Annotated in this window: 14 protein-coding genes; 10 read left to right on the top strand and 4 right to left on the bottom strand. The window is 65.8% G+C overall.

Going from position 1 to position 14,237, the window contains the following annotated elements; genetic code table 11:
* The first annotated feature begins 130 nt into the window (after positions 1-130).
* Positions 131-958 (top strand): hypothetical protein, encoded by an 828-nt coding sequence (locus tag LRP30_RS01385; RefSeq protein ID WP_249759103.1) that lies wholly within the window; start codon positions 131-133, stop codon positions 956-958.
* Here LRP30_RS01385 and LRP30_RS01380 read toward each other — a convergent pair whose 3' ends face one another.
* Both LRP30_RS01380 and LRP30_RS01375 read right to left on the bottom strand, forming a co-directional pair.
* Positions 959-2,227 carry a Spy/CpxP family protein refolding chaperone gene (locus LRP30_RS01380; RefSeq protein ID WP_249761980.1) on the bottom strand — a complete coding sequence of 423 codons (1,269 nt, stop codon included), beginning with the start codon at positions 2,225-2,227 and terminating at the stop codon, positions 959-961.
* A 182-nt stretch (positions 2,228-2,409) separates the two neighbouring features.
* Positions 2,410-3,465: a LysM peptidoglycan-binding domain-containing protein gene (locus tag LRP30_RS01375; protein WP_249759102.1), complete on the bottom strand. Its 1,056-nt coding sequence runs from the start codon at positions 3,463-3,465 to the stop codon at positions 2,410-2,412.
* A gap of 176 nt (positions 3,466-3,641) precedes the next feature.
* Here LRP30_RS01375 and LRP30_RS01370 point away from each other — a divergent pair, with 176 nt between their 5' ends.
* From LRP30_RS01370 to LRP30_RS01340, 7 genes are all read left to right on the top strand, one after another.
* Positions 3,642-4,334, top strand: a complete 693-nt coding sequence (locus tag LRP30_RS01370; RefSeq protein ID WP_249759101.1) for a hypothetical protein — start codon at positions 3,642-3,644, stop codon at positions 4,332-4,334.
* Positions 4,335-4,442: 108 nt separating this feature from the next.
* Complete coding sequence (locus LRP30_RS01365) at positions 4,443-7,106, top strand: EAL domain-containing protein (RefSeq protein ID WP_249759100.1); 2,664 nt, start codon at positions 4,443-4,445, stop codon at positions 7,104-7,106.
* Positions 7,107-7,403: 297 nt separating this feature from the next.
* Positions 7,404-8,363, top strand: a complete 960-nt coding sequence (locus LRP30_RS01360) for an AraC family transcriptional regulator (protein WP_128943444.1) — start codon at positions 7,404-7,406, stop codon at positions 8,361-8,363.
* A gap of 98 nt (positions 8,364-8,461) precedes the next feature.
* Complete coding sequence (locus LRP30_RS01355) at positions 8,462-8,767, top strand: hypothetical protein (protein ID WP_249759099.1); 306 nt, start codon at positions 8,462-8,464, stop codon at positions 8,765-8,767.
* Between the two features lie 118 nt (positions 8,768-8,885).
* Entirely contained in the window at positions 8,886-10,091 is a 1,206-nt protein-coding gene (locus LRP30_RS01350) for an NAD(P)/FAD-dependent oxidoreductase (protein ID WP_249759098.1), read from the top strand.
* A gap of 42 nt (positions 10,092-10,133) precedes the next feature.
* Positions 10,134-10,880 carry an SDR family oxidoreductase gene (locus LRP30_RS01345; RefSeq protein ID WP_249759097.1) on the top strand — a complete coding sequence of 249 codons (747 nt, stop codon included), beginning with the start codon at positions 10,134-10,136 and terminating at the stop codon, positions 10,878-10,880.
* A gap of 213 nt (positions 10,881-11,093) precedes the next feature.
* Positions 11,094-12,050 carry an MBL fold metallo-hydrolase gene (locus tag LRP30_RS01340; RefSeq protein WP_249759096.1) on the top strand — a complete coding sequence of 319 codons (957 nt, stop codon included), beginning with the start codon at positions 11,094-11,096 and terminating at the stop codon, positions 12,048-12,050.
* 136 nt (positions 12,051-12,186) lie between these two features.
* On the opposite strand, the gene LRP30_RS44895 is transcribed toward LRP30_RS01340, so the two are convergent.
* Both LRP30_RS44895 and LRP30_RS01335 read right to left on the bottom strand, forming a co-directional pair.
* Entirely contained in the window at positions 12,187-12,309 is a 123-nt protein-coding gene (locus LRP30_RS44895) for a hypothetical protein (RefSeq protein WP_256477651.1), read from the bottom strand.
* Between the two features lie 85 nt (positions 12,310-12,394).
* Positions 12,395-12,571 carry a hypothetical protein gene (locus LRP30_RS01335; protein WP_164939125.1) on the bottom strand — a complete coding sequence of 59 codons (177 nt, stop codon included), beginning with the start codon at positions 12,569-12,571 and terminating at the stop codon, positions 12,395-12,397.
* Between the two features lie 121 nt (positions 12,572-12,692).
* Here LRP30_RS01335 and LRP30_RS01330 point away from each other — a divergent pair, with 121 nt between their 5' ends.
* A complete protein-coding gene (locus LRP30_RS01330; protein WP_249759095.1) occupies positions 12,693-12,830 on the top strand; it encodes a hypothetical protein in 138 nt (45 codons plus the stop codon).
* A gap of 123 nt (positions 12,831-12,953) precedes the next feature.
* On the top strand, positions 12,954-14,093 hold the full coding sequence (locus LRP30_RS01325) for a beta-propeller fold lactonase family protein (protein WP_249759094.1): 1,140 nt from the start codon (positions 12,954-12,956) through the stop codon (positions 14,091-14,093).
* Positions 14,094-14,237 lie beyond the last annotated feature (144 nt).

Below are 14,237 nucleotides of genomic sequence, written 5' to 3'. Positions count from 1 at the left end.
GAGGATCTCGCGCAATTCACCCTCCCACGAACCATATCCCGCGTCCCTGCGACCAATCCTCGCTTCGCGAAAATCCGGATGGAGACGACCTGTGGCGTTTGCCTTGCCTTCGCGTGCTTATGATTTGCAGATGCTGGACCGTCCCGCCGACCGCGCGCGCGATCATGGCTGGGTCTATGGGCTGCCGCCGGGCATCACATCCGAGCAATGGCCGCTCGATCCGGTCAGCGGCTATCCGCTGATGCACGGTTTTACGCTTCTGCTGCCGGAGGATTATCGCGTGCATGGCGAAGACATCGCCGCGGTGTCGTTCTTTGCCACCGCGCCCGATCACAATGACGGCGGCGCGCCTGATGATCCCGAAATCCGCGAGGCCGTGCTGGCGCTATCAGCGCATCCGCGGCTGTCGCGGATGACCGACATCCTCGACTATGAATATGCCGCGCTGCTGCTGACCAAGGCCGAATATGAGGGCGCGTTCGCGAACCCGCCGGCGCCGCTGACGCTTGCGACGGCCGAGCGGCCGCGCTGGCTCGACGTCGGCGGCGCCAGCGCCTTCTTCGAAGCCGCGCCGCCTTACGGGCAGAAGATGTTCGCCAGCGCTCCGCGCGCTGCTCTCATTGAAAATCGCGCGATTGCCCTGACGCCGCGCGCGAGCGATCCGAACGCCGGCAAGGGCCCTCAGGACGAGCACACACGCGAGAAGGCGCCGACCGGCTATCAGCCCTACTACTATTACGTCGGCGGCGTGCCGGGCCGCGACAATTTCCGGCTGCACGATTGGAGCAAGGACCACGCCCACAATCATCTCGGCGGCACCATGCGGCCGTGCCAGGCGGTGCCGGAGATGAGCCCGTTCTACATCGAGTTCGAGGAATATTTCGGCGGCTACAATTTTGGCGGCGGCAATGCGCAGCTCGACTTCAGGGATATGAAGTTCGACTGGGCGTGCGGGTGATCACGCCCCCCGCTTCGGTCCGATCGCCTCGAAGCCGGCCTTCTGCTCGTCGCTCAGATCGGCCTCGAAATCGTCGAGCGCATCGCTGATGCCGCCGACCGCTTGCAGCATCGTCTCCAGCCGCGCTTTCACGGCGGCGAGGCGGGCCTGCGGTGTCGCGGCGGTTTCCGCCGGGCAGGCGCTCAGCGTCTCCATGGTGCGCAGCGTGGTATCCTGGAGCACCTCAAAGCGGGCGCGGGCGGTCTCGTCGAGCTTGAGCATGGAAGCGATGTCATTCGCGGGCCATTGCTGCTGCACCAGCTGCTCGTATTGGCGCTGCGCCTTTTCGTCATAGCGGGGATCGTAGCCCGGCTTGCAGGCGGCGGCCGCCTGCGCGTCCTTGGGCTGAGCCGCGGCAAGCGCGGCGCGACGCTCATTGCCGAGCGCATTGAGTCTGGCTTTCTGGTCGTCCTTGAGGAGGCCGACGAATTTCGCAAGCGGCGGCGCGACCGCGTCAATTGCCTTGATCATGGCCTCAAGCCGCTCGCGCATCAGGCCGAGGCGCTCGGCGGCGGTGGCCGGGGCCTGCGCCGGGCAGGCGGCCCGGATGGTGTCGCGCGCAGCATTCCAGGCGGATGCGAGCTCGTCGAGCGCGGTGCGCTGCGATTCGTTCGGCGCTACGGCGGCAGTGATGCGTTCGACGGGCAGACCGCCGGTGTCGCTGGCTTCGCAAAGAGTCTCTGCGGACGGGGGCCGCCGCGCGCGCCGGCCTTGCGGCGCGGTGTAGGCGGCAAGCTCCGTGGCCGCATAAGGCGTGAAGATGGCGGCATAGATGTCGCCATAGCCATAGAGCGAGAGGCTGGTGGTGTCGCCGAAGATGATCGCGGTGGTGAGATCGTCATGCGCGAACGGCCAGAACACCGGGCCGACCCAGCCATAGCTGCCATCGGGGTGGCGCCACCAGCCCTGCGGACGGCGACCGCCCTGCCAGCCCGACAGCGCGGCCTGCGCGGTGAGCGCCGCACGCAGGACGTAAGGGTTGGCCGGCTGGCCGCGCTCGGCGCCGCGGGGATCCTGCGACCTCAGCGCGGCCGAGCGGTATCGGCCACCGCGCACCGCCATGCGGGCTTGGCGCAAGCGCGACAGGCCGATCATGTGGCCGACGGCAAAACGTGCCACGCCGAGCGGACCGCCGCGCAATCCGAACTGGGCCTCGGCCTTGTCAGGTAGCAGCACTGCCCCAAACATGAGGGCAGCACCCGCCAGCGCCAGTCCCATGCGTCCGGACATGAAAACTGACCTGACCACCTCGGCCTCCTCCCAACGCCAAGCGCGCACTGCGTCGCATCACAATGACGCGCGGGGGAACCGATAGTTCCGGAACCACAGAGGGCAAAGCGTCGCGGGCGAGCTTATCTCTCCCCTGCTTGCGGACCGCTTTGTGGCGAGAGGGAGAGGAAAGACCGTGCCCGTCACTGCGCCTTTGGCGGCATCACGAAGGTCTGGCCGGGATAGATCAAATTGGGATTGTGGATCTTGTTGCGGTTGGCGTTGAAGATCACGGCGTAGCGGGCGCCGTCACCATAGGCGAGCTTGCTGAGCGCCCACAGGCTGTCGCCGCGGGAGATCACACGGCTGCCACCCGCTTCCGCGGGTGTGCCACTGAGTGCGTCGGCGGGGGAAGCCGATGCGACAGCCGTCCCCGCTGCCCGGGCCAGCACCTTCGGCTTCGGAGCACCCATCAATCTGGGCCGAGCCGCGGGCCTGTCGGGCGCTGAGGCCAGGTGCGGCGACGCCGAGGGCAAGGAGGCCACGACTTCAGGCTTGTCGTCGGTCTTCTCGGCCCGCTTCGCCTCTTGTTTCGCTTCTTGCCGCACGGCGGGTGCCGGCGGCGGCGCGGCCTCGGCGATCGTCACCGGCATGCTGCGGCTGGATTGCGTGACGGTCCCGTCGGTCGATTTCGCCCGCAGGGTCAGCTCGTAGGAACCGGCAGGAAGCTGCGGCGGGGTCATCACGAACTGGCCCGATGCATCGGCCGTGACGGTGTCGAGCGGCTTGCCGTCGCGCAGCAGCTCCACCTTCGCACCCGGCGTGGCCTGGCCGGCGATCACCGCCGCCTCGCCATGATCGTCGATGCGCGCGACGTCGAAACGGGGACCCGCATCCGCCGCTGCCGCCGGCGGCTTGACCGGCGCGAGATCGGCCAGCGCCGTGACCTGCTTCTGCGTCTCGGCCAGCGCGCCCGCCTTCGGCTCGGGCGCCGGCGATGCGGCCGGGGCTGGCGGCGCGTTGGCTGCAAGCTTTTGCTCTTCCGCCTTGGGTTCCGGCTTTAGCTCGGGCTTGGTTTCGACCTTGGGCTCGATCTTGGCATCGACTTTGGCTTCGGCCTTGGCCTCCGGCTTGGCGGCGATTTCGGTCTTCGCCTCGCCCGGCAGCAGGCGGCGCAGTTCGGTGGGGCCGATCACCAGCACGGTGCCGCCCACCGCGAGCAGACAGAAGGCAATGAAGGCCTTGGATGCGGTGATCATCGGAAATGAACCTTGGGACGCAAATCAGCCGAGGGCAGCAAATTGCGCCGTTTTCGCTGCGGCAGCAAGACGATCGTTGGGATGATGCGCAGCCGCGCCCGAGATGAACCGGCAGGGCCCTGTCGGCGTCAAATCAACGAGACCGCATTGCGCCCATTTTTTTAAGGATTTTCCCCGTGAACGCATTTTGCCGCCCTGCGCCATGGCTGGCGCTCGCCCTGACGCTGACCGCCTCGCCTGCGCCTGCTGCCTCCGGCCCGCCGCCGGGCTTCGTCCTCACCGACGATAAGGATCTCGGCTTCACCTCGCCCGACCAGACCACCAAGCTCGAGCAGTACATGAAGGACGGCGAGGATTTCGACGTCAAATGGCAGGTGTGGGCGCGACACGGCGAAGGGATGACCGAGCTGAAGCCCGAGCAGGGCTATCCGGCCGGCTTCCGTTTCACGAGCGATTCGCAATGGCTGGTGCGGATGCAGAAGACCGGCTCGGGCGAGCAGGACCTCTTTCTCTACCATGTCGAGAAGGGCGCCTTCGTCAGCGCGACGAAGCATTCGCTCAGCGATCTCGCCTGGGCCTATTTCCACAGCCGGCCGGACACGCGGAAGATGAAGCTCGACTACCACATCTCGGCCAATCTCGTGAAAGGCACGGAAGAGGCCTATCGCGGGCTCGGCGTGAAATGGCCCGACAACCGTTACCTCGTGATCTCGCTGTCGGGCGAAATGGACAAGCACCCGAAGAACGTCGCCATGAAGGGCCTCGCCGACTGGCGCTGCCGCTATGATCTCAAGACCGGGACCTTCGACGTGCCGGCGATGTTCGCCAAGGCGAATGCGGAAGCCTTGAGGTGGGAGATCCGGCGGTGACGCCGGGGAACAACCCCCTGATTCCGTTCCGATTCATATTTTCGTAACCCTTGCTGGTAACGGGGTCTTGTCGGTTTTGCTGCATCTTGCGCCCCACGGGAGGGCTGGATGGGCACATCGATCCGATGGACCGCGCGGATGCGCGCGTTGCTGCGCCGCTGGCGCGGGGCACCGCTGACATGGCTGATCGTCGGCGGCTTCGTGCTGATGGCCGCGACCGCCATCGGCACCGCGCTCACCGTCGACCGCTTCCGGCAGAACGCGATCGAGAGCGGCCGCGACAGCCTGGAAAACTCCGTCCGCATGCTGGCGCGGCATTTCGACCGCGAGTTCGAGGACTTTGCGGTGCTCCAGAAGAGCATCATCGCCGAGCTCGAAAGCCGCGGCATCGAATCCGCCGAGGTGTTCCGCAGCGAGATGGGCACGCTCGCCATGCACGAGGTGCTGCGCGCAAAGGCCAGCGGCTGGTCCGACGTCGCCGGCGCCAATGTGTTCGATTCCAAGGGCGTGCTGATCAACTCGTCGCGGCGCTGGCCGGTCGCCGAGATATCGGTGGCCGACCGCGGCTATTTCAATCGGCTCAAGAACGATCCGGCCGCGCAGGAAGAGATCGAGGTCGTAAAGGGCCGCCTCGGTAACGGACCGGCGATCGTGTTCGCCCGGCGCGTCTCCGGCCCGCACGGCGAATTCCTTGGGCTCGTCTCGCGCGCGATCGCGCCGGAGCAGCTCGAATCCTTCTTCGCCTCGACTGGGCTGGGCGAAGAATCCTCGATCGCGATGCACCACCAGAACGGCCAGCTCCTCGCGCGCATCCCGCATGTCGATGCGATCATCGGGCAGAACTACCGCAAGGGCACGCCCGAGCAGATGGCGGTGTTCGAGCGCACCTTCGTCACCACGAAGCTCGCAAGCCCGATCGACGGCAAGGACCGCATCGTCGCTTCGCGCCTCCTCACCGGCGAGCCGCTGGTCGTGATTGCGACCAAGTCGCTGGATGCGACGCTCGCCACCTGGCGCACGCAGACGAAGTTCTTCGTCACGGTGGCCGTGCTGTCGATCGGCCTGCTCGTGCTCACGCTCTATCTGATCTTCCGCCAGGTGACGCACCGGCTCTCGCTGGAGAAGCAGCGCCTCGACACCGCCATGAACACCATGACGCAGGGCCTGTTGATGTTCGATCAGGACGAGCGGCTGATCGTCTGCAACCGGCGCTATATCGAGATGTACGCTCTGTCGAGCGAGGTGGTGAAGCCCGGCGCCCATTTCCGCGACGTGATCCAGCATCGCCACGACACCGGCTCGTTCCACGGCGACGTCTCGTCCTATTGCGACGACATCCTGAACAATGTCGGGCGCACCCAGAGCACCATCGTCGAGACCGCCGACGGCCGGCTGATCGAGATCAAGAACCAGCCGGGCGCGGCCGGCGGCTGGCTCGCGACCCATGACGACGTCACCGCGCGCATTCGCGCCGACGAGCGCATCGCCCATATGGCGCATTACGACGCGCTGACCGACCTGCCCAATCGCGTGCTGATGCGCGGGCATCTGGAGCGCCGCGTCGCCGAGCTTGCCCAAGGCAAGCCGTTCGCGATCCTCTATATCGATGTCGACGAGTTCAAGGGCGTCAACGATTCGCTCGGACACGAGGTCGGCGACGAGCTGCTGCGCCAGGTCGCGAACCGTCTGCGCGCCTGCGTCAGCGGCAACGACATGGTGGCACGGCTCGGCGGCGACGAATTCGCCATCATCAAGGCCGGCACCAACGATCAGGCCCAGCTGACCGCGCTGGCTGAAACGATCTTGAATGCCCTGCGCACACCCGTGAACTGCAAGGGCCAGGAGATCCCGACCGATGCCAGCATCGGCATCGCGATCGCGCCCGACCATGGCGATAATATCGACGACCTGCTCAAGCGCGCCGATCTTGCGATGTACGCCGCGAAGTCGGAAGGGCGCCGCACCTTCCGCGTCTTCTCCCCCGAATATGACGCCAAGGCGAAGGCGCGCCGGCAGCTCGAGCTCGATCTGCGGCAGGCGCTCGCGCGCAGCGAGTTCGAGGTGCACTACCAGCCGCTGGTCGACCTCGCGGCCAATGTCGTCACCGGCTGCGAGGCGCTGCTGCGCTGGCGCCATCCGGAACGCGGCATGGTTTCGCCCGCAGACTTCATTCCGGTTGCGGAAGAGACCGGCCTGATCGGCGAGATCGGCGAATGGGTGCTGAAGCAGGCCTGTACCGAGGCCGCGAGCTGGCCCGGCCAGATCCACGTTGCGGTGAACGTCTCGCCGGTGCAGTTCCGGTCGCGGACGCTGGCGCTCAAGGTCGCCGCCGCGCTCGCGGAGTCGGGGCTGGCGCCGGAACGGCTCGAGCTCGAGATCACCGAGACCGTGCTCATTCGCGACGACGAGGAGGCGCTGACCATCCTCCAGCAGCTGCGCGAGCTCGGCGTACGCATCGCGCTCGACGATTTCGGCACCGGCTATTCGTCGCTGAGCTATCTGCACCGCTTCCCGTTCGACAAGATCAAGATCGATCGCAGCTTCATCAGCGACATCGGCGAGCCCGAGGATTCCTCGCCGATCGTGCAGGCCGTGGTGCACATGGCCGCCGCCCGCCGCATGGCGACGACCGCCGAAGGCGTCGAGACCGAGGCCCAGCGCGAGGTGCTGCGTCAGCTCGGATGCAGCCAGATGCAGGGCTGGCTGTTCAGCCCCGCGGTGCCGGCTTTGAAGCTGAAGCAGCTCTTGTCGGCGCAGGCCGCGGCGGCTTGAGCCGCGCGCTCATGACTGCCGCTCCATCCGCGGTGTCCGTGACGAATTGGCATCGAACCGCTCGTGATGCGGTTGAACTGATGGCACGCGACCGCCTGTCACGCCTTTTGTCATAAAGCGTTTCCCTCCCCCTCCGCCCATCGTGCGTTCGCGAAACCCCGCGCCTGCTTGGAGCAGGATCGGACAAAGCGTGGCCGCTTCAGGCAATACGCTGGGCCCTCACAGCCATAGAACGCGCGCCGGCCCGTACAAATACGGGCGATTGATTTGAAGTTCGACTGATCAGGAGGCGCAACTATGACCGGAAACTCCGCTCCCATGCGCGATCCCCCGCAGCAGGGCTTGCCACCTGCACCTGGCGGACAGGGGGAGGACAACTCGCATTCCGACCGGCGCGCCGCCGGTGCGGAGATGGCGCGCGTGCTCAGGACCGAGCCATTTCGCATGGCGCTGGATGCCTCCGGCGCCGGCATCGCGCACTGGAGACACGATCCACTGCACGACGTCGTCGAGCCCATGAGCCACCACGTGATCATGGCCTACAACGGCGTGATGCAGCGTATGGAGCGGCGCTCGGGACGATCGGTTGCGATCGGTACGTTTCGTCCCGGGGTCCTGATCATCATTCCGGAAGGATCGAGCTCCAGGTGGGACATTCCGAAACCCGTCGACGTGGTTCAGCTCTATCTTCCCGATGCGACGCTGAAGCGCATTGCCGACGAGGCCGGAACCACCGGACCGGCCGACCTGCTGGAGCGAACGGCGCATCCCGATCCCATCACGTCCCGACTGCTCTTGAGCGCGGCGGACGCGCTGGAGGGCCATGGCGCGCTGGATAATCTGTTCCGGCATCAGCTGACGGATCTTCTGGCCACGCGCGTTCTGGCGGCCCATTCGGGCTCGTCGACCACGTTGCAGCCGACCGTGGGCGGGCTGTCGCCGAAAGTCCTGCTCCGTGCGATCGAACGATTGCGGTCCGACAGTGATGCGGACGTCTCGCTCGATGCGCTGGCGTCCGATGCCGGTCTGTCGCGCTTTCACTTCTGCCGCGCCTTCAAGGAAAGCACCGGGTTGTCGCCGCATGCCTGGCTCCGCCAGCACCGGCTGGAGCAGGCCATGAAGATGCTGCGCGACAGTGACGATGCGGTGGTCTCGATCGCAGCCGCGCTTGGCTATTCCTCGCAGACGGCATTCGCAGCCGCCTTCAGGAAGCTGACCGGCGAGAGCCCGAGCGATTGGCGCAGGCGCCAGCGTTAGCAGCAATCGCGCTGCAATCACGGCAATCGCTCTGGCGCTGCGGCAGATCCGATCCGCTAAACCATCACCATGCCCAGACCAATCGACGGAGACCGAAGATGACCTGGAAAAAGATGACCTGGAAAAACTTCATCAGCCGGAGGGTGATCGCCTCGCGCCGCCGAGGTCTTGCGACTGCAACCTTGTACGGACTCTCGCTGGCCGTTCGCTTCACGTCCGCGACGGGCGAGGAGGTGGAGATTCCCGCGCAAGCCCTGCACCCAGCCTACCCGCTGATGGCGATCATGACCCGGGACGGCTCCGGCCTTCCCTACCAGGACTGGAGCCCGAGGGCGGCTCAGTCGGTCATCATTCGCCAAGGCTGGCCATCGAGTTCGCAGCTGTCGCGCTGCGTAGCGCCTTAAGACCAGCGATTCACTTCATCCCTTCTCATCTCTTCGTGCCGTCGCCGGACGCGGCCCTCGACGGAGCAGCGACGGCTCGCGCACGGACTTTCGAAACTGCCTACCAAGGAGCAAACCCATGCGATTAGTCATCATCGGCGCCGGCTTCGCCGGCATGTACGCTGCCCTTTCCGCAGCCCGCCTGCGCGAGATCCAGGGCGTCTCGCCGGAGGCGCTCGAGATCGCGCTGGTGGCCCCCGAGCCGACACTCGTGGTTCGCCCGCGGCTCTATGAACCGAAGCCCGAGACCCTGACGGCGCCCCTGCTCGACGTGCTCGAGGCCATCGACGTCACCTATGTGCAGGGCATCGCCGAGACGGTCGACACCAAATCCTGCATGGTAAAGATCGCCACCGCGAAGGGCACGAAGAAGACACTCTCTTACGACCGCCTCGTCGTGACCACCGGCAGCCGGCTGTTCCGTCCGAATATTCCGGGTCTTGCCGAGCATGGCTTCAGCGTCGATTCGCTCGACGACGCCATCGCACTCGACAAGCACCTGCATGGCCTCGCCAAGCGGCCGGCAACGAACGGGCGCGACACGGTCGTCGTCGCCGGCGGCGGCTTCACCGGCATCGAGGCCGCCACGGAAATGCCGGCACGGCTTCGCGACATCTTCGGTACCAACGCGAAGACCCGCGTCATCATCGTCGAGCGCAACAATGCGATCGCGCCCGACATGGGCGCAGGCCCTCGACCCGTCATCGAGGACGCCCTTCACAAGCTCGGTGTTCAAACCCGCCTCGGTGCCGGCGTCACCTCGCTCGACGAGTCCGGCGTCACCCTGTCCAGCGGCGAACACATCGAGACCGAGACGGTGATCTGGGCGGCCGGCATTCGTGCCGCGCCTTTGACCGCGCAGATCCCCGCCGAGCGCGACAGTTTCGGCCGCTTGCTGGTCGACCGCTGCTTGCAGGTGCCAGGCGTCCAGGGCGTGTTCGCGGCCGGCGATGCGGCGCGTGCCGCCTGCGACGACGAGGGCAATTACGCGCTGATGTCGTGCCAGCACGCCACGCGGATGGGCGCCTTCGCCGGCAACAATGCGGCCGCGGAGCTGCTGGGCCTGCCGACCAGGCCCTATCACCAGAAGGCCTATGTCACATGCCTCGATCTCGGCGAAGCCGGCGCGCTGTTCACGCGCGGCTGGGAGCGCAACGTGGAGATCGTCGGCGAGGTCGCCAAGAAGACGAAACGGGAGATCAACACCGTCTGGATCTACCCGCCGCGCGCCGAACGTGCCGTCGCGCTGGCCTCGGCCGATCCGGAGCGCGTGACTGACCTCTAGGTCGTGGCTGGACTGCGCTGTCAGCGAAGAAGGAGATCGAACATGAAAAGTGAAAATGTCGTCATCGTGACGGGAGGCAGCTCGGGCATCGGGCGCGCGGCGGCACTACGTTTCGCCAGACAAGGCGACAAGGTGCTCGTGACCGGCCGCCGTCCCGGCCCTATCGAAGAAACGGTTGCCGAGCATGCAAACATTGCCGGCCTGGTTGCCGATGTCGCCTCCGCCGAAGATGCCAGGCGCACAATTGCCAAGGCGGTCGATACCTGGGGCAAGGTCGATGCCTTGGTCAACAACGCAGGCGCAGGCGCAATTCTCCCGCTGGCCGACACGACGGCCGATCGGATCATGGACATCTTCTCCGTGAATGTGATCGGTCCAAGTCTGCTCGCCGCTGCTGCTCTGCCTCACCTCAGGGCGACACAGGGCACCATCGTCAATGTCTCGAGCACTTTCGGTCACAGGCCGGCGGGCGCCCTGTCGCATTACGCAGCCAGCAAGGCGGCATTGGAGCACTTGACTCGCTGCTGGGCGCTGGAGCTCGCACCGGTCGGTATACGCGTGAACGCGGTCGCTGCGGGGCCCACGGAATCTGGCGCTCTGACTGGCATGATGGGGCTGTCTCTGGAGCAGGCTGCCGCAATCAAGGAGCAGGAGCGCGCGCGCATACCGCTCGGGCGGCGCGGCGTTCCGGACGATGTCGCAGAATGGATCGTCCGGCTCGCCGGCCCCGCCTCAGAATGGGTGACGGGCCAGGTGGTCGCGATCGATGGCGGCTTGGGACTGGCATAGCTGCCCGCATGCGTTGGCAGCAATCACTCTATAGCGGCGGCAATCGCTCTGGGGCACTCGCACGTCGCGTTCGATAAATCATCACGGGACAGCACCAGCAATGAGCGCGCCACCCATCTCCGAACACCTCACCAGCATTGACCGCGCTGCCCACGGAAGACGCGCGGTCTTTTCCCGAACTGAACGTCAAGACAGAGCAAGGAGCATCCAAAGATGAATCAGACGATCCGCAACACTCAGGAGACAACGAACATGAACTTGCACGACACTGCACGCCTCGGCCGGCCGGGCCCCGAAGAGCTGGTCCCGTCGCGCTACGCGCTGCGGATTGGCGAGATCGACGTGCTGGTGATCAGCGATGGGGTGCTGACGCTGCCAGGTGCGATGCTGGCCCACAACGCCGACCCGGCCGTCCGCGCGGCCTGGCTGAAGGACATGTTCCTGCCGCCGGATGCTTTCGATTGGGCGCTGAACGTGGTCGTGGTGCGCAGCGGCGGCCAGACCATCCTCGTCGACGCTGGACTAGGGTCCGACCCTGACTTGCACCTGCCGCGGGCCGGGCAGTTGAGCAAGCGACTGGAAGCCGCCGGCATCGATCTTGGGTCCGTGACCGACGTGGTGCTGACGCATATGCACATGGACCACATTGGCGGCCTGCTCGTCGACGAGGTCAGGGACCGGTTGCGCCCGGACCTGCGCATCCACGTGGCAGCCGCCGAGGTCAAGTTCTGGGAGGCGCCCGATTTCTCCCACGTCGCGATGCCGCCGGGATTTCCGGATGCGCTTCGGGCAACCGCCAAGCGGTTCGCGAAAGAGTACCATAACCAGCTGCGCACCTTCGAGGACGAGCACGAGGTGGCGCCGGGAGTGGTGGTCACGCGCACCGGCGGCCACACCCCCGGGCACAGCGTGGTCCGCCTGGCATCCGGCGGCGATCGGCTGACATTCGCCGGCGACGCCGTGTTCACCGTCGGATTCGATCACCCCGAGTGGCACAACGGCTTCGAGCACGATCCCGAAGAGGCGGCCCGCGTTCGTGTCCGTCTCCTGCGGGAGCTGGCGGCGAACGAAGAGCTCCTCGTCGCCACTCACATGCCGTTCCCATCGGTCGGCCGGGTGGCGGTCGACGGCGATCACTTTCGCTGGGTGCCGGCGTTCTGGGACTACTGACCGCTAGAAGCATGATCCGAACCTGAAGGGCTGCGTTGGCGCAAAGTCTGCTGCGGTTTAAGGATCATGCTCAGCGCGAACCGAGGCGCGATGACGATCACCCGATCGCATCGCGCTTTGCCGCACGACAGAAAATCTACATCATGCCTTTTGCGGCACGCACTTCGGCGATCTCGGCGTCGGGATGGCTGACGATGGTCGCAAACATGATGCCGCTGATGATCAGCGACCAGGCGGTGTCCCAATAGATCCAAAACACGTGCCAGCCTCCGTCTCGATCTCCTCCGCCCGCGGGATCAGGGTAACGGCAAGGCGAGGCTGCCGTTCCCGGTGCGCATGCGGGGCTATTCTTGTTTGGTCGGCGGGGCGCTGCGACCGGTTTGACCGGTGTGGCGCTTTGCCACGACATCCTCGTCGCGCTCGCCCTGATGCGGGCGCGGCGGCGGCTTGGGCTGGCCTTGCTGACCGCCATGCTTGCCGCCCATGTCGGGCTTGCCTTCGAGATCGTTTTCACGGGGCATGATGCTTCAATGCGCTGGCGCGGCATTGGTTCGCATTGTGAACGAGGTCATAGGATCGCCGCGGTTTGCGGTGCACGATCGTTGCCCGAGGCATCGAGATTCGACCGGCGGATTAGGCCTGATGCAGAGACGACTGATCGCCTGGACCATCCTGACCTGCGGGCTGCTTGCGGTCGCCGTATGGACCGTGCTCGGTCCACCCGGCCAACCGCCCGGCCCCCATTTGCCCTCCCGCAGCGTGACGGCGGCGGTGCGGTAGCCTCCGAGCGACCGATACAATTTCGGCATCGATCAATCCCAACTGGAATTTGGTACGACGGCGCGCCTCCCGCTATCCTCGACGGCAAAACGACAATGCCGCACCGGCTTTGAGGAGGAGACCATGTTGAGACCGACCCGACGCATCGCATCGCGCCTGCCGCACGCTGCGATCGCCACCACCCTCGCCTTTCTCGCCCTCATCCCTGGAGTCCGTGCCGGCATGGCCGAAACCTTCGCTTATGTCGGCAACGCCGACAGCAACGACATCAGCGTGTTCAAGATGGCCGAGAGCGGCGAGATGATGCCGGTGCAGACGGCCGGCTTCACCGGCGTCGAAAAGCCGGGATCCTCGACGCCGCTCGCGATCACCCCCGACAAGCGCGTGCTGATCGCCGGAATCCGCTCGCAGCCATACCTCGCGGTGAGCTTCGCGATCGACCCCAAGACTGGCCAGCTCAGTCATATCGGCAACGGACCGCTCGCCGACAGCATGGCCAATATCGCCGTCGATCGCAGCGGCAAGTTCCTGTTCAGTGCCTCCTATGGCGGCAACAAGGTCGCGCTGAATCCGCTTCAAGCCAACGGCGTCGCGGGCGAGCCGAAGCAGGTGATCCCGACCGGGCTGAATGCGCACGCAGTTCTGCCCTCGCCCGACAACCGATTCGTGTTCGCGACCAATCTCGGCTCCGACCAGGTGCTGAGCTTTGCGTTCGACGCCGCGACCGGCACGCTGACGCCAAGCGATCCGCCGGCCCACAAGCTGCCGGAAAAATCCGGGCCGCGGCACTTCGTATTCCACCCGGGTGGCAAGTTCGTCTATCTCGTTCACGAGCTGAACGGCGACGTCGCGGCATTCAGCTATGACGCCAAGAGCGGCGCCTGGACCGAGATCCAGCGCACCACCGCACTGCCGGAAGGGTTCAACGGCAAAGCCTCCGATAAAAAACCTTGGGCCGCCGACATCCACATCACGCCCGACGGGCGCTTCCTCTACGCCTCCGAGCGCACCACGAACACGCTCACCGCCTACAAGGTCGATGCAACAAGCGGCAAGCTGACCACGATCGGCAGCGTGCCGACCGAGAAGCAGCCCCGCGGCTTCAATATCGATCCCTCTGGGCGCTATCTCGCCGCGGTCGGCGAACTCTCCGACGGCATGACGGTCTATGCGATCAACCAGAGCAGCGGCGCGCTCGCCAAGCTGAAATCCTATCCCACCGGCAAGAAGCCGAACTGGGTGGAGTTTCTGAGCCTGCCGTGAGAGACGCGCGGCCGGCCTACGTAATCATCCGTAATTTCGCGAGGCCCGCCTTGGCGCGATATCATCGGGCATGGACCGTCAAATTGTCTTCAAGTGTCCCCAGACCGGCATGAATGTGCAATATCGGCTTGGCGACGAGCCAAC

This window comes from Bradyrhizobium sp. C-145, from assembly GCF_023375135.1.
Taxonomy (GTDB): Bacteria; Pseudomonadota; Alphaproteobacteria; order Rhizobiales; family Xanthobacteraceae; genus Bradyrhizobium; species Bradyrhizobium zhanjiangense.
Note: the sequence above shows the minus strand (reverse complement) of the source record. Positions and strands in the feature narration are given on the sequence as shown.